Consider the following 25,812-nt stretch of genomic DNA (forward strand, 5'->3'; position numbering starts at 1 on the left):
CACTTAGCTAAGATTAACAAAGTGCTTGTTGAGAAGATTAACAAAGTGCTTGTTCAATTGATAAAGCGCTAGAGCAGTGGCTTTGCAAGTGTTACCATAGAGAATCTCGAAACACCGTTAAGGACATTTTATAAATGGTACAAATTTACAACACACTTACACGACAAAAAGAACAGTTTAAACCCCTTGTTGATGGCAAAATCGACATGTATGTGTGTGGTATCACTATTTATGATTACTGTCACATTGGACATGCGCGTACTTTTGTTGGCTTCGACGTTATTGTCCGTTACCTGCGCCACATTGGTTACGACTTAAAATATGTCCGCAATATTACGGACGTTGATGACAAAATAATCAAGCGTGCTCATGAAAACGGTGAGTCTATAAATGACTTAACAGTCCGTATGACTAAAGCGATGCACGAAGACTTTGATAGTTTAAACATGCTTCGTCCTGATGTTGAGCCAACGGTAACCAACCACATGGATGAAATCATCGCCATGGTTGAGCGTTTAATAGCGAAAGGTCATGCTTACGTAGCAGCTGACGGCGATGTATTGTTTGATGTATCTACATTTGAGCAATACGGTGCACTTTCACAGCAAGACTTAACTATGTTGCAAGCGGGTTCGCGTGTTGAAGTTGCGCAAGATAAGCAAGATCCGCTTGATTTCGTACTTTGGAAAAGAGCCAAGCCAGGTGAGCCTTCGTGGTCATCGCCATGGGGTGAGGGTCGTCCTGGTTGGCATATTGAGTGTTCGGCAATGAGCTCTAAACATTTAGGTGAGCATTTTGATATTCATGGGGGAGGATCAGATTTACAGTTCCCACACCACGAAAACGAAATTGCTCAATCATGCTGTGCAAACAATGGTAAGTACGTAAATACCTGGATCCACACAGGCATGGTGCAGGTAAATAAAGAGAAGATGTCTAAGTCATTAAACAACTTCTTTACCGTACGTGACGTACTAACAGAGTACGATGCTGAGTCGGTTCGTTATTTCTTAATTTCGGGTCATTACCGCAGCCAACTTAATTACTCGCAAGAGAACCTTGAGCAAGCACGTTCATCATTAGAGCGCATTTACACGGCATTACGCGGTGTAACGCCTATTGAGTGTGAATTAGCCGACAATGAATACGTTATAAAATTCAGAAAAGCAATGGACGATGACTTCAATACACCTGAAGCATTACCTGTGTTATTTGAATTAGCAAAAGAGCTTAACCGTGTGAAAGACAGCGATGCAGAGCAAGCTGGAAAATTAGCTTTTGTGCTTCGTAGTATTGCCGAAGTATTAGGTGTTGCGCAGCAAGACCCAGAAGCCTTCCTGCAAGGCGGTCAAGACGATGACGAAGTAGCACAGATTGAGGCCTTAATCATGCAACGTAATGAAGCCCGCGCTAACAAAGATTGGGCCGCTGCTGATGAAGCACGTGATGCGCTAAATGCGTTAGGTGTGGTGCTTGAAGACTCTGCTGGAAAAACAACGTGGCGTAAAGCGTAAACACGAAGCTAAAATTGAAACCGACAAAAGGTTGCCATATTGGCAGCCTTTTTTGTTTTTTGTTTTTAGTTTTTTATTTTTAAGTATTGACCTCAATAAAGGTTGAGGTTTTATTTTATCGCTATTGTGCATTTACAAGGACTTACATTGAATATTTTTCTTGCCATGATCCCCGCTTTTTTATGGGGTACAACTTATGCGGTGACAAAATATGCGACCCCTGATTGGCCGCCGTTATTATTAGGTGCGTTACGCGCATTACCCGCAGGGTTACTTTTATTATTAATAAAACCAAGCTTTCCTCGCGCGCGTCAATGGCCCAGCTTACTCGTTTTAGGCGCTATAAACATCGCCCTGTTTTTTGCGTTTATCTTTATTATGGCGATTAATCTTCCTGCAGCAATTGCTGGTGTTGGCATGGTGTCGGTCCCCGTGGTCGCACTTTTATATGCATGGATAGCAAAAGGACAGCGACCTGCAAAGCCTCAAGCTATTAGTGCAGCCGTATTAGTCGTGCTTGCATGGTTATTGTTCGACCCCGCTTATGTCGCTTTAAATGCTCTGGGTGTCGGTGCTTTATTGGGGGCATTACTGACGATTGTGATTGGCAGTACCCTTGTACAAACCTTATCAGTCAGTATTCATTGGTGGGTGGTGCTTACATGGCAGTTAATTATTGGCGGTACTATTTTATTACTCGCTGCGGTTATAGACGGCAGCTTCATTAATCCAACAAATTACTACAGCGTTTTTGAGCCTATTTCAACGCTACAATACAGTGCATTATTTTGGCTTATTGTGCCCAATACAGCGATTGCCTATATTTTATATGTGTGGTTACTTGGGCGTATGAGTGTGGCTGAATTTTCGTTTGGCACGATTGCGAATCCAATTGCAGGGATCATCTGTGCAATTATTTTATTAAATGAGCAATACCAACCATGGCAGTATTTGATTATGTTTACGATGATTATTTTTTCGGTGTTGCCGCAAATGCTAAAACTTAAACGCGTGTAAACGTATTCGTTTCACAACAAAAAAGGGTTGCCATGTGGCAACCCTTTTTACAATCAATCATTATTAGCTGTGATATTTTTCACATGCTTCAAGGGTGTTCTCAATGAGGCTTGCAACAGTCATCGGGCCGACACCACCTGGTACAGGCGTGATGAAGTGCGCTTTTTGTTCGGCAATATCATATTGAACATCACCCACAAGTTTGCCAGATTCAAGGCGGTTAATACCTACATCAATGACGATAGCGCCTTCTTTAACCCAGTCACCAGGAATAAATTCTGGTTTACCTACAGCCACCACCAATAAGTCTGCACGACGCACATGAGTTTCTAAATCTTGCGTGAATTTATGACACACCGTTGTTGTACAACCGGCAAGCAGTAACTCAAGTGACATAGGACGACCAACAATGTTCGATGCACCAACCACAACCGCATGCATGCCTTTGTAACGCACACCCGTAGAGTCGAGTAGGGTAATAATCCCTTTAGGTGTACATGGGCGAAGTGCTGGCATACGCTGTGCTAAACGGCCAATGTTATAAGGATGGAAACCATCAACATCTTTATGAGGGGTAATACGTTCAAGAATCTTCTCTGCATCAAGACCTTGCGGCAAAGGAAGTTGAACTAAAATGCCGTCTACTTCTTTGTCTTCATTAAGTTGATCAATTAATGCGAGTAAGTCTTGCTCTGTCGTGTCGCCAGGTAAGTCGTAAGATTTAGAAACAAAGCCGACTTCTTCACAGGCTTTGCGTTTTGAACCTACATATACTTGGCTTGCTGGATCTTGACCAACTAACACGACTGCGAGTCCTGGAGCACGTAAACCGTTTGCAACACGCGCTGCAACTCGTTCTGCCACATTACTGCGTACTTGTTTAGCTATTGCCTTACCATCGATGATGTTTGCCGTCATGGGTGACCTTTCATTGGGGTTAGTTAACTTGATACTGATACATCAAAATATGATCATCCGAATAAGGGGCATGGATATAACAAACACGTTTGTTTGATCATATTTTATTATGCTGCGTATTTTCGCAGAAAACCTGCATAGCGCCAAGATGCAATATGATATAAAGCGTCTATTTATAAAAAAGAGTTCAAATTTTAGCTTATATTTGCAATATTTAACCATTATGAACTAAAAGTGACCGATTGAATTATTTTCTTAAAAAAATGTTTGACCTGACTCGGCCAAATCACTATTATGCACCCCGTTGTTAACGAGGTCACTCGCAAACAATAGTAAGCATCGGCGATTAGCGCAGTTTGGTAGCGCACTTGGTTTGGGTCCAAGGGGTCGCAGGTTCAAATCCTGCATCGCCGACCACTTCTTCTTTAAGAAGCGGTTGCTTACAGGCAAACTTTTGAAGTTTTCGATGCGCCCGTAGCTCAGCTGGATAGAGCAACGCCCTTCTAAGGCGTTGGTCGAAGGTTCGAATCCTTCCGGGTGCGCCATTTGAAAATATGTAAATGCCGTGGTGATTGTAGCTCAGTTGGTAGAGCCCCGGATTGTGATTCCGGTTGTCGTGGGTTCGAGCCCCATCAGTCACCCCAATTTACACACAGTATCGGCGATTAGCGCAGTTTGGTAGCGCACTTGGTTTGGGTCCAAGGGGTCGCAGGTTCAAATCCTGCATCGCCGACCACTTTCATTGTGGTTGTATTTTCAAAACTTCTCTTTATATCGGCGATTAGCGCAGTTTGGTAGCGCACTTGGTTTGGGTCCAAGGGGTCGCAGGTTCAAATCCTGCATCGCCGACCACTTTCTACTAGTATATTCATCTTGGTAATCTGAGCGTTTCATGCGCTAAACTAATACCGCTTAGTCATTCCCTTTTTAAACATTCTGATTTAATTAATCACCTTACTTTGCTGATAATTTTACGTTCGTTTTTTGTTCGTTTAAACGCTGATTGCCGCTATATAGACCAAATAATTGCCCCCTAGACTCGACTATCAAAAATATTAGGTTATAATGCCGCGTCTATTGTTTAACATAGTGCCCATAGGGGCAGAGCAGCAATGGTATCTCATGGTTACAATGCGCCGTTTTAAGTTGAATTTTTCAGCGTTAAAACTTGCTATCACTCATGGAGATCACCTTGTTTGTAAGGAAGGCGAACAGTCGCCAAAATTGAAGATTGAGGTAAATCATGCAAGTTTCTGTTGAGACGACTCAAGGCCTTGAGCGCCGTCTGACCATCACCGTTCCTGCAGAGAACGTTGAGACTGAAGTAAAAAAACGCTTACAACAACTGTCTAAAACCCAGCGTATCGATGGTTTCCGTCCTGGTAAAGTTCCAGCGTCTATCATCAACAAACGTTACGGTGCTGCAGTACGTCAAGAAGTTGCGGGCGAATTAATGCAACGCAACTACATCGAAGCAATCGTTTCTGAAAAAATCAACCCAGCGGGTGCACCAACTTTCGCACCAAAAGCGTTAGAAGCAGGTAAAGATTTAGAATTCGATGCAACGTTTGAAGTGTACCCTGAAGTTGAAATTCAAGGTCTAGATAAAATTAACGTTGAAAAACCAGCTGTTTCTGTTACTGACGAAGACCTAGCTAACATGCTAGAAACGTTACGTAAGCAACACGCATCGTGGACTGAAGTTGACGCTGCTGCAGGTGAAAAAGATCGTGTAACTATCGACTTCGTTGGTTCTATCGATGGTGAAGAGTTTGAAGGCGGTAAAGCTGAAGACTTCCCTCTAGAACTTGGTCAAGGTCGTATGATCCCAGGTTTCGAAGACAACATCGTTGGCAAAAAAGCGGGCGAAGAAGTTGTTGCTGAAGTAACATTCCCTGAAGAATATCACGCTGAAAACCTAAAAGGTAAAGCGGCTTCTTTCACTATTACTGTGAAGAAAGTTGAAACTCAAGAGCTTCCTGAGCTTAACGAAGAGTTCGCAACTAAATTCGGTGTTGCTGAAGGCGGCGTTGATGCACTGAAAGAAGAAGTTAAGAAAAACATGTCACGTGAGCTTGACCAAGCGGTTAAAGCTAACGTGAAAGACCAAGCTATCAAAGGTCTTTTAGCGAACAACGAAATCGACGTGCCAAAAGCACTAGTAGATCAAGAAATTGATGCTCTACGTCAACAAGCGGCACAACGTTTTGGCGGCAACGCTCAAAACATGCCTGAGCTTCCAGCTGAGTTATTCCACGAGCAAGCTGTAACTCGCGTTAAAACTGGCCTATTACTAGGTGAAGTGATTAAAGCGAACGAGCTTAAAGTTGATGACGCAAAAGTTGAAGAGTTAATTGCAACAGTGGCTTCTGCATACGAAGATCCAACTGAAGTAGTAGAATACTACAAAGCAAATGATCAACTAATGCAGCAAATGCGCAACGTAGCGATGGAAGAGCAAGCAGTTGAAGCTATCCTAGCTAAAGCAAACGTGACTGACGTTGAAAAAGCATTCGACGACATCATGAATCCACAGCAAGGTGCCTAATAAGTCATTGACTTAAGCTCTCGCTAGCGATTAAATGGCTCGTGTTACACTGTATTTATACAGCGTACTCGGGCCATTTTAGTTTGTGGTGGCCAGTTTCACCAAAACCAACAATACTTATGTTAATGCGCAACATTAAACATAAAGGATTGAAAATACATCTTTGTGTTCGCATATACTTAAATAGATTGAAAATACGCGTAAATTAACATTAGTATAAATGTGCTTTCCTTATAGTAAGGATGAGTCGCAGCGGATAAGGAATTAAATAAGAATGAACAGCGGTATGATAGACCCTCTAAACGCATTAGTCCCTATGGTTGTTGAGCAAACAGCAAAGGGTGAGCGCTCATATGATATTTACTCACGTCTTTTAAAAGAGCGCATTATTTTCTTAACAGGCCAAGTTGAAGATAACATGGCAAACTTGATTCTTGCGCAAATGCTGTTTTTAGAGTCAGAAAATCCAGAAAAAGATATTTATCTTTATATCAACTCGCCAGGTGGCTCGGTCACTGCAGGCATGGCGATTTACGATACAATGAATTTCATTAAGCCAGATGTCAGTACTATTTGTGTTGGTCAAGCGGCGAGCATGGGAGCCTTCTTGCTATCAGGTGGCGCTAAAGGCAAACGTTTTTGTTTACCTAACTCGCGTGTGATGATTCACCAACCACTTGGTGGTTTCCAAGGTCAGGCGTCTGATTTCGAAATTCATGCCCGTGAAATTTTATCAATTAAAGATAAACTAAATCGCTTGATGGCTGAGCATACGGGTCAGCCGTTAGACGTGGTATCACGCGATACCGACCGTGACAACTTTATGAGTGCAAGCGAAGCGGTTGAATACGGTCTCGTTGATTCAGTATTTTCTAGTCGCGAAACAAAGTAATCTGAATAGCTAATGATATCGTATTATTAGCTATCACCCTTTACTATGCGAAAACTTATATTCTTTGATATAGTTAACCATAGTGAATTAGCAGCAGTTGCGTGCTGCTGCCAACGTAAAAAATGAGGTAGCTGAATGTCTGACACTCCTACAGACGGCGACAAAAGTAATAAATTGTTATACTGCTCTTTTTGTGGCAAAAGCCAGCATGAAGTTCGCAAATTAATTGCAGGCCCTTCAGTATACATTTGTGATGAATGTGTTGAGCTGTGTAACGATATAATCAGGGAAGAGATCAAAGACATTGCGCCGAAACATAGCGCGTCTGATAAACTGCCTGTGCCGAAAGAAATTCGTAATCACTTAGATGATTATGTGATTGGCCAAGACCACGCGAAAAAAGTACTGTCGGTTGCGGTATACAATCACTATAAACGTCTTCGTAATCAAACCATCAACGCTGATATTGAACTTGGTAAAAGTAATATCTTGTTAATTGGTCCTACAGGTAGTGGTAAAACATTGCTTGCAGAAACGATGGCTCGTTTACTTGATGTGCCATTCACTATGGCTGATGCCACAACACTAACCGAAGCCGGTTATGTGGGTGAAGACGTCGAAAATATTATTCAAAAATTACTGCAAAAATGTGATTACGACGTCGAAAAAGCGCAACGTGGTATTGTTTATATTGATGAAATTGACAAGATTTCTCGTAAATCAGACAACCCATCAATCACCCGCGATGTATCAGGCGAAGGTGTACAACAAGCACTTTTAAAACTGATTGAAGGCACGGTTGCCTCTGTACCACCGCAAGGCGGTCGTAAGCATCCGCAGCAAGAGTTTTTACAAGTTGATACGTCGAAAATTTTATTTATCTGTGGGGGTGCATTCGCAGGCCTAGATAAAGTGATTGAGCAGCGTAGTCACAAAAATACGGGTATTGGCTTTGGTGCTGAAGTTAAACAATCATCTGGCAGCCGCAGCTTAAGTGAGACATTTAAAGATGTTGAGCCTGAAGATCTGGTGAAGTACGGTTTAATTCCTGAGTTCATTGGTCGTCTACCGGTTGTTGCAACGTTAACAGAGCTGGATGAAGCCGCACTGATTCAAATTCTAAGTGAACCTAAAAATGCTTTAACTAAACAGTTCTCTGCATTGTTCGCAATGGAAGACGTTGAGCTTGAGTTCCGTGAAGATGCTTTATCAGCGATTGCGCACAAAGCAATGGAGCGTAAAACAGGTGCACGTGGCTTACGTTCAATCGTAGAAGGTGTATTACTTGATACCATGTATGAACTTCCTTCGATGGATGATGTAAGCAAAGTGGTAATTGACGAAACGGTTATTAAAGGTGAGTCAGACCCAATTTTGATTTACCAAAGTGGTAATCAAGACAAAGCGGCATCTGAATAAATTTGAAATAGTTCAAAATTTAAGCGGTTAAACATAAAAAAGGAGCCAATGGCTCCTTTTTTTATAAATATGTTGAACTTTCCCTTACATATCCCCATATACTTGAGTAATCTTTAAAATAAATGAAGTGCGAAGAGAATATAATGACGCTTGAGAGAACAGATCGAGTTGAAATCCCCGTGTTGGCACTGCGCGATGTAGTGGTATACCCGCACATGGTGATCCCGCTATTTGTTGGTCGTGAAAAATCAATAAAATGCTTAGAAGCGGCGATGGACAAAGACAAACAAATTTTCCTAGTGGCGCAAAAAGACGCCTCTGTTGATGATCCGCAACAAGATGATATCTACCGTGTTGGTACCATAGCCACAGTACTTCAGTTATTAAAGCTACCTGATGGCACCGTTAAAGTGCTTGTAGAAGGCACGCAGCGTGCGAGCGTCGAAACGTTTTTAGATAACGATGATTTCTTCGTTGCTGAGGCGCAGTTCATTGAATCAAGCCACATTGATGAGCAAGAGCAAGATATCTTTATTCGTAGCGCTATTAGCCAATTTGAAGGCTATGTGAAACTCAATAAGAAAATCCCACCTGAAGTACTTACTTCTGTGTCGGGAATCGATGAGGCTGCACGTTTAGCAGATACGATGGCAGCGCATATGCCACTTAAAGTGCCAGAAAAACAAAAAGTACTTGAGATTTCTAATGTAACAGAACGTCTTGAGTACTTAATGGCCTTGATGGAAGGTGAGATAGACTTACTGCAAGTTGAGAAGAAAATTCGTACTCGCGTTAAAAAGCAGATGGAAAAATCGCAGCGTGAGTACTACCTCAACGAGCAAATGAAAGCGATTCAAAAAGAGCTTGGCGAGCTGGATGATGTACCAGATGAATTCGAAGCAATTAAAAAGCGTATCGAAGAATCGGGCATGCCAAAAGAAGCGCAAGAGAAAGCAAGTGCTGAACTTGCGAAGCTGAAAATGATGTCGCCTATGTCGGCAGAAGCCACCGTGGTTCGCTCATATATTGATACGCTTATCAATGTGCCATGGAAAAAACGCTCTAAAGTGAAAAAAGACTTAGCGGGTGCGCAAAAAATTCTTGATACCGATCATTACGGTTTAGACAAAGTTAAAGAACGTATTATTGAGTATCTTGCAGTACAACAGCGTACTAATAAATTAAAAGGCCCAATTTTGTGCCTAGTTGGTCCACCGGGTGTGGGTAAAACATCACTAGGACAGTCTATTGCGCGCTCTACGGGTCGTAAATATGTTCGTATGGCTTTAGGTGGCGTACGTGATGAAGCTGAAATACGTGGTCATCGTCGTACTTACATTGGTTCAATGCCAGGTAAGTTGATTCAGAACATGACCAAAGTTGGGGTTAAAAACCCACTGTTCTTATTAGACGAAATCGACAAGATGTCTTCTGATATGCGTGGTGACCCAGCCTCAGCATTGCTTGAGGTATTAGACCCAGAACAAAACAGCCATTTTGCTGATCACTATTTAGAAGTCGATTACGATTTATCTGATGTAATGTTTGTTGCTACATCAAATAGCTTTAATATTCCGGGTCCATTATTAGACCGTATGGAAGTAATTCGTTTATCGGGCTACACCGAAGATGAGAAGCTAAATATTGCCAAGCAGCATTTAATTCCAAAGCAAGTTAAGCGTAATGGTCTTAAAGATAGCGAAGTTGAGATTGAAGATAGCGCCATCATTGGCATTATTCGCTACTACACCCGCGAAGCTGGTGTGCGTAATCTTGAACGTGAAGTGTCTAAGCTGTGTCGTAAAGCAGTGAAAAATATTTTGCTTAATAAAGACATTAAGAAAGTCACCATTGACGAAGACAACCTAGAAGAATTCTTAGGTGTGCAGCGCTTTGATTACGGTAAAGCAGAAGATGGCGATCGTATAGGCCAAGTAACGGGTTTAGCGTGGACTGAAGTAGGGGGTGACTTATTAACGATTGAGTCAGCCGCAGTGCCTGGTAAAGGCAAACTAACGTACACGGGATCGCTGGGCGATGTGATGCAAGAGTCAATTCAAGCAGCAATGACTGTGGTGCGTAATCGCGCGGATAAATTGCGTATCAATAGTGACTTTTACGAAAAACGTGACATACATGTCCACGTGCCTGAAGGTGCAACACCCAAAGATGGCCCAAGTGCGGGTATTGCCATGGTGACAGGTTTAGTATCGAGCTTAACGGGTAACCCGGTACGTTCTGATGTTGCCATGACGGGTGAAATCACTTTACGTGGTGAAGTACTTCCAATTGGTGGCTTAAAAGAGAAACTTTTAGCTGCCCACCGTGGCGGTATTAAAACCGTTATTATTCCAAAAATTAACGAACGTGACTTAAAAGAGATCCCTGATAACGTTTTAGAGGGTCTTGAAATTCACCCAGTTACATGGATTGATGACGTTTTAAAGATAGCTTTGAAGCACCCAGTAGAGAGTTTTTCAGTCGAAACTGAAAAAAACCAGTAAAAAACAGCAAAAAAGTGCTTTTAGGGGCTTTTCAAATACAAAGGGTATGATAAGTTAAGCACTAGTTTTCAAGCCTAGGCCTTATGTGGCCTAGGGTTGAGAAAAATATAATAACCTGAGCATAAACTTAACTTGCTCATAAATTTTCAAAACAGTGATGTTAATTAAAAAAACAATCGCTCTTGATAATAACAATGAAAGAGGATGATATTGTGAATAAATCTCAATTAATCGATCAAATCGCAGCTGATGCTGACATTTCTAAAGCGGCTGCTGGTCGTGCACTAGATTCATTCATCGAGGCTGTTTCAGGCGCTCTTAAAGATGGCGATTCAGTGGCGCTAGTTGGCTTTGGTACTTTCTCAGTACGTGAGCGTGCAGCGCGTTCAGGTCGTAACCCACAAACTGGTGAAGCTATCCAGATTGCAGCAGCAAACATTCCTTCTTTCAAAGCAGGTAAAGCGCTGAAAGACGCAGTAAACTAATCAATAAAAGATTAGTAAGGTGAGAGATACCTAATCACACTTAAATTGAATTAGGTAACTTAGCACCAGTTACTTCAAGTGAAAAAGCGTATCTGGTAAGATACGCTTTTTTTACATGAGCAGGGTTAATTTGTACCTGATCAGAATAGAGATAGATAAATGCTTGAGAAAATCAGAGAAGGTTCGCAGGGACCTGCAGCCAAAATTATTTTAGGCGCGGTGATTTTATCTTTTGCTTTAGCTGGGATCGGTGGTTATTTAGGACAAACCACAGAGCAACCCGTTGCAGAAGTAAATGGTGTTAAAATTAGCCAAACCGAATTCAGCCGTGCTTATCAAAATGAGCGTAATCGTTTAGAGCAACAATTTGGTGAATATTTTGCGCAAATCGCAGCCGATCCAAATTACATGGCACAAATCCGCCAAGGCGTAATTGACCGTTTAGTACAACAAGAATTGCAAACTCAACTAGCGGCAGAATTAGGTCTTCGTGTTAGTGACGAAAGTGTTCGTAAAGCTATTTTAGAAATGCCTTACTTCCAAGTGGGTGGCCAGTTTAATAACGACCGCTATCTACAAGTGCTTCGTCAAATGAACTTTCAACCAGATACTTTTAGAGAGTATCTACGTGAAGATATGACGCGTAGCCAACTTGTGGGTGCTGTTGCAGGAACTGATTTCGTATTAGAAAACGAATTAAACAACAGTGTTGCACTTCAACAACAAACGCGCAGTATCGATTACCTTGTTGTTACTAAAGAGTCGTTACAAGAAGGCGTTGAAGTAAGCGAACAAGAAATTGCTGATTACTATGACCTAAATCAACCGAAGTTTTTAGCACCTGAGCAAGTATCAGTGAGCTACATTGATTTAAATGCGGCGAATCTGAGCCTAGATTCAAGCGTGTCAGAAGAAGATGTAAAAGCGTATTACGATCAAAATAGTGCGCAATATATTGAGCCAGAAAAACGCCGTGTTTCACATATCTTAATTGATAATAGTGAAGACGATGATGCTGCAAAAGCGAAAGCAGAAGAGTTACTTGCACAACTTAAAAATGGTGCAGACTTTGCTCAGCTTGCTGAGTCGTCATCAGACGATGTCGTGAGTGCTGAGATGGGCGGTGATCTTGATTGGATAGAACGCGACATGATGGACCCTGCGTTTGAAGAGGCAACATATGCACTTGCAAACAAAGGTGACATTTCTGATGTTGTAGAATCTGAGTTTGGTTATCACATCATCAAGCTGACAGATATTCAAACACAGCAAGTAAAACCTTATGCTGACGTAAAAGGCGAGCTACGTGCTGAGCTGGAGCGTTCTAAGAAAGTGAATGCTTTCTATGAGAAGCAAACAGAAATGGGTGAATTAGCGTTTGAAATCTCTGACACATTAAACGATGCAGCAGAAGCGGCAGGTGTTGAAGTTCAAAAAACAGAGCTAGTAACGCGTAACGCATTACCAGAGCCACTTAACAACCCACAAGTTATTGCGGCAATTTTCTCTCCAGAAGTGTTAGAAGATCGCATGAACTCAGAAGTGATTGAAGTGGGTGATGAGCATGCTGTTGTTGTTCGAGTGAATGATCACAAACCAGCAACGACGAAGCCACTTGCAGATGTTTCAGAGCAAATCAAAGCGACGTTAGTTGCGCAGAAAGCATCTGAACTTGCTAAAGATAAAGCACGTACTCTGTATGCAGATATTGAAGCAGGTAAAAGCTTAAGTGATATTGCGGAAGCTGAAGGCTTAGAAGTTCGCCAAGAAGCGGCGTTAGCACGTCAAGCGTACACCGTTTCACCCGCTATTGTTCAACAGGCATTTAGAATGGCACACCCACAAGGTGCACCCGTGACAGATGTTGTTGATTTAAATAATGGTGACTCTGCGATTGTTGCGCTTAAAGCGGTGAATGAAGCTCAAAGCAGTGATATTAATGAGCAACAAAAACAAAACATCACAATGGCGCAAGTAAATAAAAACTATATGGTATTTATTGCTGCACTCAAAGCGCAAGCTGATGTAAAAGTACCTAAAGCTGCTCAACCTTCAGAGTAAGCTATTAGTTAGCTAAATGAAGAGGCGCCTTATGGCGCCTTTTTTGTCGTTTAAAAATACCAATGGTTTACATCTCAGCGCAGGCAAAGTTCATCAATTAAGTAATCAAGGCTCTGAAGCGCTTCATTTTATTGTCACTTCAACACCCCCAGTCACGGTGATAGAGTCGAAGTGTCGCTCAGATGAGGCTTGTGCTGTTACTTAGCCTTGATGGGCCAAGATTGCGCGCTTTCTTTATACCAAAGTGCATTAGCGAATGCTGCATTCATGGCTAAAGCCATTCCTACCTCGATTTGAAATCGTGCCGAGTGTAGGAGGCGTTTTAACGCCGAATAGCAACTTCTTCATGGCTCACGCCATTCCTACCTCGATTTGAATCGTGCCGAGTGTAGGAGGCGTTTTAACGCTGAATAGCAACTTCTTCATGGCTCACGCCATTCCTACCCCGATTTGAAATCGTGCAGGAGGCGTTTTAACGCCGAATAGCAACTTCTTCATGGCTCACGCCATTCCTACCTCGATTTGAATCGTGCCGAGTGTAGGAGGCGTTTTAACGCCGAATTAAGCGTAAAGCGTTAAGGTAAATCAACAACTCAGCAATTTCTGTGTTACGGATGATTGCGGGTTTTGGAAAATCGTTTCAGTTTGGCCGTATTCGACAATCTCGCCGTGATCAAGCACCACAAGTTGATCGCTAATATGGCGCACTAAACTTAAATGGTGAGTGATCAGGACATAGCTAAGGCCCGTTTCTTTTTGTAAACGTAGTAATAAGTTTACCGTTTGAGCACGCACAGAGGGGTCTAGCGACGATAAAGCCTCATCAAGCACCACAACCTTAGGATCTAGAATTAAAGCGCGTGCAAGCGCTATACGTTGCAATTGACCACTACTGAACATATGCGGGTAATAATGACGATGGTCTAACAAGAGCCCGACTTTTGCTAACGTTTGTTTAATTTTCTCTTCGCGAGCGGCTTTGTCTAGATCAGTATTATATTGTAAGCAGTCGTTTAGCATGTCACCAATAGTGAGGCCGGGGTTGAGTGAGGCTTCAGAATCTTGGAATATAAGGCGAATATGACGACAGTCATTATCGCGAAGCCCATCATTTTCAATGATATTACCATCGAGTAAAATTTGCCCTTTATCTGCGTTGTCTGCACCTGCTAATAGTTTTGCAAGGGTGCTTTTACCTGAGCCTGTTTCACCAATAATGGCGATAGTTTCTCCTTGGCCTAAACAAAATGAAATGTCTTTCAGCACCGTAAAACGCTTGCGTGAAAAGAGTCCTGCACGCAAATTAAAACTTTTCGATAGGGCTTGCACTTTTAGCAGAGGTTGCATTATTTCATCGCCTTAATTAATGGGAAGTGACACGCATAACTATGACCATGATGTTTCGTCAATTTAGGCGTTACCACACACGCTTTTTGTGCTTGTGGGCAACGGGGGCCAAGTCGGCAACCTATCGGCAAATGTTGCAAGGTTGGAATCGTGCCTTTGAGCGCATAAAAGGGCTCTTTATGTGCCAAACCTTGCTCGTAGTCAGGTAAGCTCTTTAATAATGCTTGTGTATAAGGGTGGTGTGGCTGACTAAATATGCGGCTTGTAGGGCCTGCTTCAACCATTTGTCCGCAGTATAAAACATGCATCCCATGCGACCAGTCTATGATCTCTTCAAGCTCATGAGAGATCATTAAAATTGACATGTTTTTTAACAGGTTCAAACTTTTTAATAATCTAAAAACTTGTGCACGAGTCGTGCTCTCAAGGGCTGTGGTTGGTTCATCGGCGATAAGTAATTTAGGAGTACGAGCAATCGCCATCGCTATCATCACTTTTTGGCAGATACCTTCTGAAAGCTCATGAGGATAGCTGTCGAGCACTTTTTTGTGATCTTTAATTCCCACTTTATGAATAAGTGCTTTTACGCGGTCTTTACGTTGGCGATTTCGTTTTAAGAAAAAGCCACTGGTTGCTTCAACGGGTAAGGTTTCGGCAATTTGATCAAATATTTTTGCTGTGGGGTCCAAACAGCGGCTTGGATCTTGGTAAATCATAGCAATATCTTGACCAACTAATTTACGGCGTTGCTCATTGGATAGACGCATTAAGTCAACACCGCGCCAGTGCATTCTGTCAGCAGTGATATGCCAGCGCTTATTCAACACCCCAACAATGGCTTTCGCAATTAAGCTTTTGCCAGAGCCTGACTCACCAACCAGCGCATGAACCTCACCTTCTTTAAGGGTTAGGCTCACTTTATCAACCGCACGAATTACCGTATCAGAGGTGCGTAACTCTATCGTGAGATTGCGAATATCGAGTAATTGCATAACTAGTCGGCCTTACGTTCTTTGAGCACTTGGCGTAAACCATCACCCACCAAATTGGTAGACAGCACAGCTAAAAATAATAATACGCCGGGTAAACCCACAGTCCAAGGGGCAAGGTAAATTAAACCAAGGTTTTCGGCCAAAATCGCCCCCCATTCAGTGGTTGGCGGCTGTGCACCGAGCTTTAAAAAGCCCAGTGCTGAGATATCTAATATTGCTGTAGAAAGTGCCATTGTGAATATAACCACAATATGTTCGTAGATATTCGGGAAAATTCCTCGGGCTAATATGTGCCAGTTAGACGCACCATCTAGTTTAAAGGCGGTGATATAATCTTTATTGAGCTCTTCAACAATCAGGTTTCGAACAGAGTGAATAAACTGTGGCAGTAGAGCAAGGATAATTGCCCACACGGTGTTCATTAAGCCAGGACCAAGAATCGCGATAATAATTATGGCTAAAAGTAACGAGGGAATCGACAAGGTAATGTCGAGTAAGTGATTTAAAAAGCTTGAACGAATACCACGACTAATGCCCGCAAAAGTGCCTACCAAAACCCCAATAACCGTGGTGATAAGGGCTGCTACAACAGATAAGCCAAATGTGTAAGTTGCGCCATTCATTAATCGCGACAACACATCGCGACCTAAATCATCGGTGCCTAATAGAAACCGAACATCACCGGCATCATGCCATGACGGCGGCAATAATAACGCATCGCTGTGCTGCTGGTTTACGCCATAAGGGGCAAGTAAAGGGGCTGATGCAGCCAGTAAAGCAAAGGCAATAAATAACCATAAGCCAACAAGTGCAGGGTGGTTGGTTTTAAATTTACGCCAAAATCGCGCCAACGGCGATTTATTCGACTCTTCAGAGAATAAATTAAACTTTGCCATGAGCTTGGTTCCGCGAGAGTGGGTCGAATAGAGTGTAAGTGAGCTCTGCGACAATCGTTGCTAAAATTACGAACATAGACACAGCCAATAAGCCGCCTTGAATAGCGGGGTAATCGCGTTGATAAATACTGTCAATTAACCATCGGCCTATGCCGGGCCATGAGAAAATGACCTCGGTGATCATCGCAAGGGTGATCAGCGTACTAAATTGTAAGCCGATTTGCTTTATCACAGGCAATAACGCATTTCTAAGGGCATGATGAATAATGAGCTGGGCGCGGTTTAACCCTTTAGCACGTGCTGTTTTAATGTAACTTTGATCAAGCACTTTGAGCATTGAATCGCGCGTAAAGCGCACCAACACGGTTGTTGGGTACATAGCCAAAACGATAGTTGGCAATGTTAGGTGGTGCAATGCATCCACAAAAGCCATGCCATGATACGGAAAGTCTCCCGCAATGATATCTATCAAAATGAACCCAGTGACAGGTTCAATCTCGTAAAGTAACCCCATACGGCCCGACATCGGAAACCAGCCTAACTGCAGTGAAAACACCATTATTAACAGCAGTGCTAACCAAAATACGGGCATTGAATAGCCAATGAGTGTGCCTGAGTTAATGAATTTATCGGGCCAACGTCTGTAATAAGCTGCGGCTAAAATACCGCTTGGCACGCCGACGACCACTGACACGATTAGCGCATAGGTACTCAGCTCGAGTGTGGCAGGAAATAGGTCAACAATATGTTGAAATACACTTTCACCAGAGGCGAAAGATACCCCCCAATCTCCTTGGACGATGCGCTCTAAAAACGCGAAGTATTGAACGGCATAATTTTCAGTAAAGTGGAACTTTTCTTCAAGCACGCTGGTTTGCGAAAAAGTGCTGTTAGTAATACCACTTAAATTGGTTAAGGCATCACCGGGGAATAAATAGCTTAACGAAAAAGTAAAAATACTTAATGTCAGCATCATAAACATTAACAGCGCTAAGCGGCGAAGAATATAATCAAGTATCATTATTCTTTCCTCGCGTTAGCCAGTGAAATACCGCCAAACGGGCTTAAACTTATCCCTTTCACATCGCTGCTAGATGCTTGAAAACGCATGCCGTGGGCAATTGGCAGAATCGGCAACTCTTGTACAATAATGCGCTGAGCTTGATTGTAAAATTGCTTCCGTTTTTCTAAATCGGTGGTGTCGAGCGCTTGAGTGAGTAATAAATCAAATTCAGGGTTACACCAGTTTGCCGGATTTTTACCACTAAAAGTTGCTGTGCAACTTAGCAATGGGCTCATAAAGTTGTCGGGGTCGGGCGTATCGGCTGCCCAGCCGAGTAACACGCTATCGTGGCGGTGTTCACCAACGCGTTGTAAAAAGGTATTCCATTCGTATTCCACAATACTCACGTTAACCCCGATTTTGCGCAGATCACTTTGCATCAGCTCCGCCATTTTACGGGCATTTGGGTTATAAATTCGGCTGACTGGCATGGCCCAGATATTCATATCAAAGCCATTTTTATAGCCGGCCTCTGCAAGCAGTGTTTTCGCAAGTTCAGGATTGAATTCAGGCATCGCTTTTTGTGCTTCAAAAGCCCAAGAGGCAGGGGGCAGTAACGATTGTGCCTTAATACCATTACCGTAGTAAACTGCTTGCATGATTTTGTCGACATCAATCGCGCTGGCCAGTGCTTGGCGCACACGAATATCATCAAACGGTGGACGCTCAGTATTAAATGCCCAATAACCAATATTAAGGTTTTGCTCTTTTTGAACGTTAATATCGTCTCGTTCAGCTAAAATACTTAATTGTGCGCTGCTAGGGTGAGCGGTTACATCGCATTCTTTGGTCAGCATTTTGGCAACTCGGGTGGTGCCATTTGGCGTTATGTCGTAAACCAATTGCTCAAGCACCACAGGGTGTTTCCAATAATCAGGATTACGGTAATAGCGAATTAAGCGATCGCGACGGTATTCTCTGTACACATAAGGGCCCGTGCCAACGGGGTACTGGTCAAAGAGGTTTTCTTGCTTTCGCTCTTTTAATTGCATGGCGTATTCTTTTGATAGCACCACGGCAAAATCAGTTGCAAGATTCGCTAAAAAGCTGCTTTCTGCATTATAAAGTTCAAAGCGCACCTGGTAGTCAGAAACACGCACAATGCGGCGAATTAATTGATCAATACCGACACTTTGAAAATACGGGTAATTGGCATCACCCACAAAATGATAGGGATTGTATACATCAAATAAGCGACTAAAGGTAAAAATGACGTCATCGGCATTAAAATCACGGCTCGGTGTAAAGTACTTGGTAGTATGAAACTTCACCCCTTTTCGTAAAGTAAAAGTGATGGACTTGCCGTCTGGACTGATTTTCCAATCGGTGGCAAGTTCCGCCTGAAATTCAGCAGACACAGGGTCGATACTCAATAGGCGGTCATAAAGCTGATTAGCAATAATATCAATGGTTGAGCCCGTGGTCGTTACTTGTGGATTAAACGACACCGGGTTAGCCTCAGCGCAATACACTAAGCCCTGATTTTTTTGTTCAGTGGTTTTTTCTTCGCTATCTAGGCAGCCTACTAAGCATACCAAAGACAAAGCAAGTAACGGTTTATACACCTGATTAGCCTCTAACTATTGCTGCTGGTCTAATAAATTGTATTTTTTCAAATAGCCACGTAATTGATGATACGTTAATTCGAGCTGTTCTGCAGTTTTCTTTTGATTAAATTGACTGTGTTCCAATGCTTTTTTTATGACATCAATTTCAAAGTCATTGGAAAGTTGTTTCAAGTTACAAGGAAACTGAATTTCAGGTTTGCTTAGTGATACTGACTCTTGCGCCTGTGAAGGGGGTGTAACCGCATGTTCTATATGTGCAATTGGTGCACTGTTACTACTGCCTTTAATACGTTGCTTAGGTCTGAATTTGCTGGCAAATGGGTCTAAAATAATCTGGTGAACGGGAATATGTTCATTGCCGTGACGATACAAACTTCGTTCAACAACATTTTTTAATTCACGAATATTACCCGGCCAGTCGTATGACTGCAGTGTTTCGGTAGCGCTGCGAGTAAAGCCACTAAATAGCTCCCACTCAAGATCACGCGCCATATTAATCGCAAACTGTTCTGCAAGTAACATAATATCTTCTTGGCGTTCACGAAGCGGGGGCAGGGTAATAACATCAAAAGCGAGACGATCAAGTAGGTCGCTTCTAAACTCACCTTGCTCTGCAAGACTTGGTAGGTCTTCATTTGTTGCGCAAACAAGGCGAGTATCTACTTTAACGGTTTGCTTACCGCCGACACGCTCAAACTCACCATATTCAATAACGCGTAACAGTTTTTCTTGCACCATCGCTGAGGTGTTGGCTAATTCATCTAAAAACAGCGTGCCACTGTTGGCGCGTTCAAAGCGACCTTCATGGCGTTTACTTGCTCCGGTAAAAGCCCCGCTTTCATGGCCAAATAATTCACTTTCGAGTAGGTTCTCGTTAAGCGCCGCACAGTTGAGCTTGATATAGTTCTGTTCCCAGCGTTTCGATAAAAAATGTAAACGCGCTGCAATCAGTTCTTTACCTGTACCGCGTTCACCAATAATAAGCACTGGTTTATCTAAACTAGCCAGCTGTGATACTTGATCCAGCACGCTTAAAAAGCTGTCAGATTGGCCGAGTAAATTATCCTGTTGGCGAAATTGGCTCATATTCCCTAACTCTTAGTCATTTTTACTAAGATCTAGTGTATTTCATTATCTGAGAGAACTAAAGAAATTTATAAATTTAGTTTAACTGTTTGAATATATTAAGTTATTCTAGCTTTATAAAAGTTGGCAAGCATATTGATACTAGATATACCAACTGATTAAGTTAAAACACCAAAGAGGTAAATGTTATGGGAATTTTTTCACGTTTTGCAGACATCGTTAATTCTAATATCAATGCCATCTTAGATAAAGCAGAAGACCCAGAAAAAATGGTTCGTCTGATCATCCAAGAGATGGAAGATACATTAGTAGAAGTACGCTCTACGTCAGCAAAAACACTTGCTGAGAAAAAAGAATTAGTACGTCGCGTTGATACATTAAAAGTACAGGTTGCTGATTGGCAAGAAAAAGCGGAGTTAGCACTAAGCAAAGACCGTGATGACTTAGCGCGTGCAGCACTGATTGAAAAGCAAAAGTCTGCGGATGCTGTGGCTGCCGTTGAGTCTGAGCTTGAGCATGTTGAATCTCATATTGCAAAGCTTCAGCAAGAAGTAAGTACGTTACAAGAGAAGCTGGCTGATGCTAAATCACGTCAAAAAGCGATTATCTTACGTCAACGTTCAGCTGAGTCACGTTTAGAAGTGAAAAAAGCGCTTGATAGCTCAAAAGTGGAAGATGCGCTAAACCGCTTCGAACGTTACGAAAACAAGATCGATGGTCTAGAATCTCAAATAGAGTCTTATGATCTTGGTAAAAAATCATTAGCTGACGAAATTGCGGGTCTACAGCAAGACGAAAAGATTGATGATGAGCTTGCTGAGCTTAAGAAAAAACTGGCAGATAAAAAATAAAAAATGGGGGCAAGTCCCCCAATGCTTAAACACATAACGGATTGACAGGAGAGAATCATGTTCGACGCAGAAGTTTTGATGGCACCCATTATTGTATTTATGGTGGTTGTTGCCCCACTTTGGCTTATTTTACACTACCGTAGTAAAAAGCAAGTGAGTCAAGGTTTAAGTGAACACGAACATCGCCAGCTGTTAGAGCTTGCACAAAAAGCAGACAAAATGGCAGAGCGAGTTGAAACATTAGAAGCCTTACTTGATCAAGAGGCTCCACAGTGGAGACGTAAAGTATGAGTACCAAACGCGAATTATTCAGAGACGCAGAGCGCGGTAAAATAGCCGGTGTGTGCGCGGGTATCAGCGACTACTTTAATATGGAGCTTTGGCTCGTACGCATTCTTGTCGTCACCGCAGTGTTGTTATCGGGTGGGCCATTTATTGTTGTTGCTTACATTGCTGCGTGGTTTATTTTAGATAAGAAACCATCAGAGAAAACAATGAAAACTGGCGACAGTATTCACCAAGACCCGCTTGAAGTGAAATTTAAAGTATGGCAAAAAGGGGAACCACCTCGCCGTGCACTGCAAGATTTAAAAGAGCGTCTTGCGCGAGTTGATGGTCGTTTACAAGAGATGGAACGCTATGTCACCTCAACTGAATTTACGGTTAGCCGTGAAATTAACAAACTTTAAAGGATTTTAAAGCACCTTGTTTGCAATGTGAAACCAAGCGCAAATAGGGTGCTAGACACTGTATGAGCCAATCATTTGCAAAGAACACCTTTAATAAATTAAAAAACAAAGCCGAAAAAGCGCTGCATCGTGGTTTAGATCAACACGTGAAACTTGCTGTAACAGGATTAAGTGGCAGTGGTAAAACGGCGTTTATAACCGCACTTGTTAAGCATTTAACCAGTCAAGCTGATGATAAAAACCTACCATTTTTTAATGTAATGCGTGAAAAACGCCATATTGCAACCAAAGTGGTACCTCAGCAAGCTCTCACCATTCCAACGTTTGAATATAATCAGGCTTTGTCGTCATTATTGCCCCTGGAAGGTGAACCGGCATGGCCGGCATCAACTGAGCGTATCAACACACTGCGACTGGCAATCAAGTATCAAAGTAATGCCGGGCTTCGTGGTCATTTTGCACCGCAATCCACTTTGTATTTAGACATCATTGATTACCCAGGTGAATGGTTACTCGACTTGCCAATGCTTGAGCAGTCATTTGCTGATTGGTGTGAGTTACAATATTCATTGCTTATGCAAACGGCGCGCAATGAAAAAGCTCAGCCATTTTTATCTGCACTTGCAGAGCTCGATTTATCGTCCAGTGTTGATGAAAGTTTACTTGCTGAGGTGGCAGCACTGTATCAGCAGTTACTCATCAGTCTAAAGCAAGATACCAAACTTGCCATGTTACAACCCGGGCGTATGTTGATGCCGGGTGAACTTAAAGGTGCCCCCTTACTGCAGTTTTTCCCGGTCGCAAACGTACCAGAGGAAATTGCTGAAGGGTCAAATTTAGCGCACCTTAAAAAGCGCTATAAGGCCTACGTAAAAGAAGTTGTGAAGCCATTTTATGAGCAACATTTTCGCCATTTTGACCGACAAATTGTGCTGGTGGATGTCTTGAGTGCATTGAACGAAGGGGCCGAAACGTTACATGAGCAAAGTCGTGTAATAAACCAATTGCTTGCACATTTTAATTACGGTGAAGCCAGTTTCTTTAAACGTTTGTTTAAACCTAACATCGACAAGCTGTTGTTTGCTGCAAATAAATCAGACCATATTAGCGCGCAGTATCATAAAGATTTAGCATTATTGCTTGATTCAATCGTGCATGATCAAAGCAACCATTTAAAGTTTGAAGGCGTACAAATTGAAACCATGGCTATGTCGTCAATTTGTGCGACAGAGCCGCGTCAAGTTGTAGAAAAAGGCCAGCAATTAGCCTGTATTTACGGTAAACCATTGGGCGAGCATGAGTGGGTCACTTATTTACCCCCCCAGCCACCTTCACGACTATTGAATAAACACGAGTGGCCAGCACAAGGCTTTGAGTTTTTATCGTTTTCGCCATTACCATGCCCTGATAAACGGTTAAAGCATATTCGTTTAGATCATGTCATGCAGTATCTGATAGGAGATAAACTAACATGAGTAAACAGCCGAACGAGGTTGATTTTCAAGCTGGGCGCCGTATTGCGAGCTCTGCAGCAAATGAAGCACCGACTGAGGAGCTTACAGCTGCAAAGGTAATTGAAAATGCAGAGTTTATTGAAAACGATGACGAATTAACTGACGACATAGAACTGGCACCGGTATACAGAAAGTCAAAATGGCAAACATTAAAAAGCCTTTTTGTTGTGAGCTTTTTAGTCTTGGTCTTGCTTGAATTTGGTATGTCGCTGTATGTGACGTTTCAGCAATCGATTATTGTCGGTTCAGTGTATTTAACAGCGGTACTAAGTGGCGTGCTCTTGATTAGCCGTGTTATTTGGCGTGAGTATCGCATGCTGCGTAGCTTAAAGCGCAATCAGCTACATCGTACAGAGGCTGATCGATTACTTAATAGTGAGCAAGTAGGTGAAGCGCTGCCTTGGCTAGAAAAACTCAATAAACATCAAGCACTCACAGGCTTTGATGACTTTAAAACACAAATAGCCAGTCATCATACCGACAAAGAAATCATGACGTTATATGCAGACAGCTTATTAGTCAGCCAAGATCAGCAAGCAAAGAAACTGATTAATCGGTTTGCCACAGAATCGGGCTTATTGGTGGCATTAAGCCCACTTGCACTGGTTGATATGATGGCGGTACTTTGGCGTGGCACTAAATTAATTGAGCAAATTGGTCGTATTTATGGCATTGGTTTTGGTTATGCAAGTCGCATAAAATTGTATCGCTTGTTGATCAAACAAGTGCTTTTTGTAGGCAGTGCTGAACTGGTGTCCGATCTGGCTGCAACGGCACTCAGTGCAGAGCTGTTGGGTAAATTGTCGGGCCGTGCCGCGCAAGGGCTTAGCGCCGGTATTTTTACTGCTCGCATTGGCTATAAAGCCATGGAGTTAAGTAGGCCATTGCCACGTTTAGAGCACAAACGTAGCCTATTAAAAGAAACGGCTAATAGTATTGCGCGAAAAATAGCCTCGCGCAGCAGCGATAAAGACACCGAAAAGACTCAATGACAACATTTGTGTACAGTTAATAAAAACGGTTGAGTGATATTTAGCCATCTGAGCATCCGGCATGCTTGTGGTTAGGCTGTATGTGCGTTTTATTTATGAGTATGAAGTACTGATAATAAAAACGAGAACAGACAATGACTAAGCATCACTTACATACACAATGTATCCATGGTCCAGAAAAGCCAAATGATCCTCACGGCGCACTGAGTGCGCCACTTTATCAAACCTCAACATTTGCGTTCACGAGTGCAGCACAAGGAGCTGCACGTTTTGCTGGTGAAGAGCAGGGGTTTATTTACACTCGCTTAGGTAACCCAACCACGCAAGAGTTAGAGCAAAAAGTTGCACAACTTGAAAATTGTGAAGCGGCTGCAGCAACAGCAACGGGAATGGGCGCAGTATCAGCCTCTGTACTGAGCTTTTTACAGCATGGTGACCACCTTGTGGCATCAAGTGCACTCTACGGTTGTACTTTTGCTTTTTTTGCTCACATGCTGCCTCGCTTCGGTATAGAAGTCAGTTTTGTTGATATGAGCGATGAAGCCGCGTTACGTGCTGCTGTTAAACCAAACAGTAAAATGATTTTTGCTGAGACGCCGATAAACCCAACCATGACGGTGCTTGATTTAAGCTTAATTGCAGAAGTCGCGAAGCAACATAAGTTGCTCAGTGTTATTGATAATACTTTTTTAACGCCTTTACTTCAGCAACCCACTTCATATGGCATCGATATTGTTATTCACAGTGCGACTAAATACTTGAACGGACATGGCGATGTGGTTGCTGGCATTGTGTGTGGTTCTAATGAGCACATTAATTTAATAAAAATGACCGTGCTTAAAGATATTGGCGCAACGATTAGTCCACATGATGCCTGGTTAATAAACAGAGGGTTAAAAACGCTTGCAGTACGAATGGAGCGCCATTGTGCGAGTGCCCAAGTGGTTGCTGAGTTTTTAGAGCAGCACCCGTTGGTGAGCAAGGTTTATTATCCTGGCCTTAAATCACATCAAGGTCATAAGTTTATTGGTACACAAATGAAAGCAGCGGGTGGTGTGATCGCGTTCGAAATTAAAGGCACCTTAGAACAAGGTGAAACCTTCATTAATAATACCCAGCTTTGTACGTTAGCAGTGAGTTTAGGTGATGCTGAAACCCTCATTCAGCATCCCGCGTCTATGACTCACTCTCCCTATACACCAGAAGAACGGGCTGCGGCTGGTATTAGTGATGGATTAATTCGCTTATCAGTCGGTTTAGAGGATGTTAACGATATAATTAACGATCTTAAAACTGCATTTACATCTATTGGGTAGGGTGTGAATTTAAGTTTACACCAAAGTGGTGTTTTAGCCCTTATTTAACGGGGTGTGTAAATATTTAGATCTTTTGGTGTAATTTTTTATTTACAGTGGGGGTGTTTCTGCAAACAGTAGAAACACCCAAAACTATTAAA

Annotated in this window: 22 protein-coding genes and 5 tRNA genes; 20 read left to right on the plus strand and 7 right to left on the minus strand. The window is 42.5% G+C overall.

Going from position 1 to position 25,812, the window contains the following annotated elements; all coding sequences use genetic code 11:
* Window positions 1-134: 134 nt before the first annotated feature.
* Together cysS and H3302_RS05085 are read left to right on the plus strand one after the other, a co-directional pair.
* Entirely contained in the window at window positions 135-1,514 is a 1,380-nt protein-coding gene (gene cysS, locus H3302_RS05080) for a cysteine--tRNA ligase (RefSeq protein WP_182396217.1), read from the plus strand.
* Window positions 1,515-1,661: 147 nt separating this feature from the next.
* Entirely contained in the window at window positions 1,662-2,531 is an 870-nt protein-coding gene (locus H3302_RS05085) for a DMT family transporter (RefSeq protein WP_118844123.1), read from the plus strand.
* A 63-nt stretch (window positions 2,532-2,594) separates the two neighbouring features.
* On the opposite strand, the gene folD is transcribed toward H3302_RS05085, so the two are convergent.
* Window positions 2,595-3,449 (minus strand): bifunctional methylenetetrahydrofolate dehydrogenase/methenyltetrahydrofolate cyclohydrolase FolD, encoded by an 855-nt coding sequence (gene folD / locus H3302_RS05090; RefSeq protein WP_036969836.1) that lies wholly within the window; start codon window positions 3,447-3,449, stop codon window positions 2,595-2,597.
* 340 nt (window positions 3,450-3,789) lie between these two features.
* Between folD and H3302_RS05095 the strand changes: the two genes are divergently transcribed.
* The 12 genes from H3302_RS05095 (at window position 3,790) to H3302_RS05150 (ending at window position 13,563) form a co-directional block, all read left to right on the plus strand.
* Window positions 3,790-3,866, plus strand: a tRNA-Pro gene (locus H3302_RS05095).
* A gap of 51 nt (window positions 3,867-3,917) precedes the next feature.
* Window positions 3,918-3,994 (plus strand) — tRNA-Arg (locus H3302_RS05100).
* Window positions 3,995-4,017: 23 nt separating this feature from the next.
* Window positions 4,018-4,093: transfer RNA gene (locus H3302_RS05105), tRNA-His, on the plus strand.
* A 15-nt stretch (window positions 4,094-4,108) separates the two neighbouring features.
* Window positions 4,109-4,185 (plus strand) — tRNA-Pro (locus H3302_RS05110).
* A gap of 39 nt (window positions 4,186-4,224) precedes the next feature.
* Window positions 4,225-4,301 (plus strand) — tRNA-Pro (locus H3302_RS05115).
* Window positions 4,302-4,692: 391 nt separating this feature from the next.
* Window positions 4,693-5,997 (plus strand): trigger factor, encoded by a 1,305-nt coding sequence (gene tig, locus H3302_RS05120; protein WP_074988630.1) that lies wholly within the window; start codon window positions 4,693-4,695, stop codon window positions 5,995-5,997.
* Between the two features lie 274 nt (window positions 5,998-6,271).
* Entirely contained in the window at window positions 6,272-6,889 is a 618-nt protein-coding gene (gene clpP / locus H3302_RS05125) for an ATP-dependent Clp endopeptidase proteolytic subunit ClpP (protein WP_036969828.1), read from the plus strand.
* A 135-nt stretch (window positions 6,890-7,024) separates the two neighbouring features.
* Window positions 7,025-8,308, plus strand: a complete 1,284-nt coding sequence (gene clpX, locus H3302_RS05130; RefSeq protein WP_036969827.1) for an ATP-dependent protease ATP-binding subunit ClpX — start codon at window positions 7,025-7,027, stop codon at window positions 8,306-8,308.
* 143 nt (window positions 8,309-8,451) lie between these two features.
* The gene (gene lon, locus H3302_RS05135; RefSeq protein ID WP_036969826.1) at window positions 8,452-10,812 is read left to right on the plus strand and encodes an endopeptidase La; all 2,361 of its coding nucleotides are present in this window, start codon (window positions 8,452-8,454) and stop codon (window positions 10,810-10,812) included.
* A gap of 212 nt (window positions 10,813-11,024) precedes the next feature.
* Window positions 11,025-11,297, plus strand: coding sequence for an HU family DNA-binding protein (locus tag H3302_RS05140; protein ID WP_036971652.1), 273 nt, complete (start codon window positions 11,025-11,027; stop codon window positions 11,295-11,297).
* 159 nt (window positions 11,298-11,456) lie between these two features.
* On the plus strand, window positions 11,457-13,358 hold the full coding sequence (gene ppiD / locus H3302_RS05145; protein ID WP_182396218.1) for a peptidylprolyl isomerase: 1,902 nt from the start codon (window positions 11,457-11,459) through the stop codon (window positions 13,356-13,358).
* Between the two features lie 16 nt (window positions 13,359-13,374).
* Window positions 13,375-13,563, plus strand: a complete 189-nt coding sequence (locus tag H3302_RS05150) for a hypothetical protein (RefSeq protein WP_220469621.1) — start codon at window positions 13,375-13,377, stop codon at window positions 13,561-13,563.
* A 380-nt stretch (window positions 13,564-13,943) separates the two neighbouring features.
* On the opposite strand, the gene H3302_RS05155 is transcribed toward H3302_RS05150, so the two are convergent.
* From H3302_RS05155 to pspF, 6 genes are read right to left on the minus strand one after another with little or no spacing between them, the layout of a single operon-like run.
* The gene (locus H3302_RS05155) at window positions 13,944-14,705 is read right to left on the minus strand and encodes an ATP-binding cassette domain-containing protein (RefSeq protein ID WP_036969818.1); all 762 of its coding nucleotides are present in this window, start codon (window positions 14,703-14,705) and stop codon (window positions 13,944-13,946) included.
* A complete protein-coding gene (locus H3302_RS05160; RefSeq protein WP_036969815.1) occupies window positions 14,705-15,697 on the minus strand; it encodes an oligopeptide/dipeptide ABC transporter ATP-binding protein in 993 nt (330 codons plus the stop codon). Before H3302_RS05160 ends, H3302_RS05155 begins: the two co-directional genes overlap by 1 nt.
* Window positions 15,698-15,699: 2 nt before the next feature.
* Window positions 15,700-16,593, minus strand: a complete 894-nt coding sequence (locus H3302_RS05165) for an ABC transporter permease subunit (RefSeq protein WP_036969812.1) — start codon at window positions 16,591-16,593, stop codon at window positions 15,700-15,702.
* On the minus strand, window positions 16,580-17,614 hold the full coding sequence (locus H3302_RS05170) for an ABC transporter permease subunit (RefSeq protein WP_036969807.1): 1,035 nt from the start codon (window positions 17,612-17,614) through the stop codon (window positions 16,580-16,582). Before H3302_RS05170 ends, H3302_RS05165 begins: the two co-directional genes overlap by 14 nt.
* Window positions 17,614-19,221: an ABC transporter substrate-binding protein gene (locus H3302_RS05175; protein ID WP_036969802.1), complete on the minus strand. Its 1,608-nt coding sequence runs from the start codon at window positions 19,219-19,221 to the stop codon at window positions 17,614-17,616. The genes H3302_RS05170 and H3302_RS05175 overlap by 1 nt, the downstream gene beginning before the upstream one ends.
* Window positions 19,222-19,236: 15 nt before the next feature.
* Window positions 19,237-20,310: a phage shock protein operon transcriptional activator gene (gene pspF / locus H3302_RS05180; protein ID WP_036969799.1), complete on the minus strand. Its 1,074-nt coding sequence runs from the start codon at window positions 20,308-20,310 to the stop codon at window positions 19,237-19,239.
* A gap of 188 nt (window positions 20,311-20,498) precedes the next feature.
* Here pspF and pspA point away from each other — a divergent pair, with 188 nt between their 5' ends.
* From pspA to megL, 6 genes are all read left to right on the plus strand, one after another.
* Window positions 20,499-21,161: a phage shock protein PspA gene (gene pspA / locus H3302_RS05185; protein WP_036969796.1), complete on the plus strand. Its 663-nt coding sequence runs from the start codon at window positions 20,499-20,501 to the stop codon at window positions 21,159-21,161.
* A 57-nt stretch (window positions 21,162-21,218) separates the two neighbouring features.
* A complete protein-coding gene (pspB, locus tag H3302_RS05190; RefSeq protein ID WP_036969793.1) occupies window positions 21,219-21,452 on the plus strand; it encodes an envelope stress response membrane protein PspB in 234 nt (77 codons plus the stop codon).
* Entirely contained in the window at window positions 21,449-21,850 is a 402-nt protein-coding gene (gene pspC / locus H3302_RS05195) for an envelope stress response membrane protein PspC (protein WP_036969787.1), read from the plus strand. Before pspB ends, pspC begins: the two co-directional genes overlap by 4 nt.
* Window positions 21,851-21,912: 62 nt before the next feature.
* Window positions 21,913-23,325, plus strand: coding sequence for a YcjX family protein (locus H3302_RS05200; protein WP_036969783.1), 1,413 nt, complete (start codon window positions 21,913-21,915; stop codon window positions 23,323-23,325).
* Complete coding sequence (locus H3302_RS05205; protein ID WP_182396219.1) at window positions 23,322-24,356, plus strand: YcjF family protein; 1,035 nt, start codon at window positions 23,322-23,324, stop codon at window positions 24,354-24,356. Before H3302_RS05200 ends, H3302_RS05205 begins: the two co-directional genes overlap by 4 nt.
* Window positions 24,357-24,490: 134 nt before the next feature.
* A complete protein-coding gene (megL, locus tag H3302_RS05210; RefSeq protein WP_074988625.1) occupies window positions 24,491-25,672 on the plus strand; it encodes a methionine gamma-lyase in 1,182 nt (393 codons plus the stop codon).
* Window positions 25,673-25,812 lie beyond the last annotated feature (140 nt).

Source organism: Pseudoalteromonas sp. MT33b (assembly GCF_014117385.1).
Lineage (GTDB): Bacteria > Pseudomonadota > Gammaproteobacteria > Enterobacterales > Alteromonadaceae > Pseudoalteromonas > Pseudoalteromonas lipolytica.

Coding starts and splice junctions, on each gene's coding strand:
- cysS (WP_182396217.1), top strand. CDS start 135: ATGGTACAAATTTACAACACACTTACACGACAAAAAGAACAGTTTAAA.
- folD (WP_036969836.1), bottom strand. CDS start 3,449: ATGACGGCAAACATCATCGATGGTAAGGCAATAGCTAAACAAGTACGC.
- tig (WP_074988630.1), top strand. CDS start 4,693: ATGCAAGTTTCTGTTGAGACGACTCAAGGCCTTGAGCGCCGTCTGACC.
- clpP (WP_036969828.1), top strand. CDS start 6,272: ATGAACAGCGGTATGATAGACCCTCTAAACGCATTAGTCCCTATGGTT.
- clpX (WP_036969827.1), top strand. CDS start 7,025: ATGTCTGACACTCCTACAGACGGCGACAAAAGTAATAAATTGTTATAC.
- lon (WP_036969826.1), top strand. CDS start 8,452: ATGACGCTTGAGAGAACAGATCGAGTTGAAATCCCCGTGTTGGCACTG.
- ppiD (WP_182396218.1), top strand. CDS start 11,457: ATGCTTGAGAAAATCAGAGAAGGTTCGCAGGGACCTGCAGCCAAAATT.
- H3302_RS05150 (WP_220469621.1), top strand. CDS start 13,375: ATGAAGAGGCGCCTTATGGCGCCTTTTTTGTCGTTTAAAAATACCAAT.
- H3302_RS05155 (WP_036969818.1), bottom strand. CDS start 14,705: ATGCAACCTCTGCTAAAAGTGCAAGCCCTATCGAAAAGTTTTAATTTG.
- H3302_RS05160 (WP_036969815.1), bottom strand. CDS start 15,697: ATGCAATTACTCGATATTCGCAATCTCACGATAGAGTTACGCACCTCT.
- H3302_RS05165 (WP_036969812.1), bottom strand. CDS start 16,593: ATGGCAAAGTTTAATTTATTCTCTGAAGAGTCGAATAAATCGCCGTTG.
- H3302_RS05170 (WP_036969807.1), bottom strand. CDS start 17,614: ATGATACTTGATTATATTCTTCGCCGCTTAGCGCTGTTAATGTTTATG.
- pspF (WP_036969799.1), bottom strand. CDS start 20,310: ATGAGCCAATTTCGCCAACAGGATAATTTACTCGGCCAATCTGACAGC.
- pspA (WP_036969796.1), top strand. CDS start 20,499: ATGGGAATTTTTTCACGTTTTGCAGACATCGTTAATTCTAATATCAAT.
- pspB (WP_036969793.1), top strand. CDS start 21,219: ATGTTCGACGCAGAAGTTTTGATGGCACCCATTATTGTATTTATGGTG.
- pspC (WP_036969787.1), top strand. CDS start 21,449: ATGAGTACCAAACGCGAATTATTCAGAGACGCAGAGCGCGGTAAAATA.
- H3302_RS05200 (WP_036969783.1), top strand. CDS start 21,913: ATGAGCCAATCATTTGCAAAGAACACCTTTAATAAATTAAAAAACAAA.
- H3302_RS05205 (WP_182396219.1), top strand. CDS start 23,322: ATGAGTAAACAGCCGAACGAGGTTGATTTTCAAGCTGGGCGCCGTATT.
- megL (WP_074988625.1), top strand. CDS start 24,491: ATGACTAAGCATCACTTACATACACAATGTATCCATGGTCCAGAAAAG.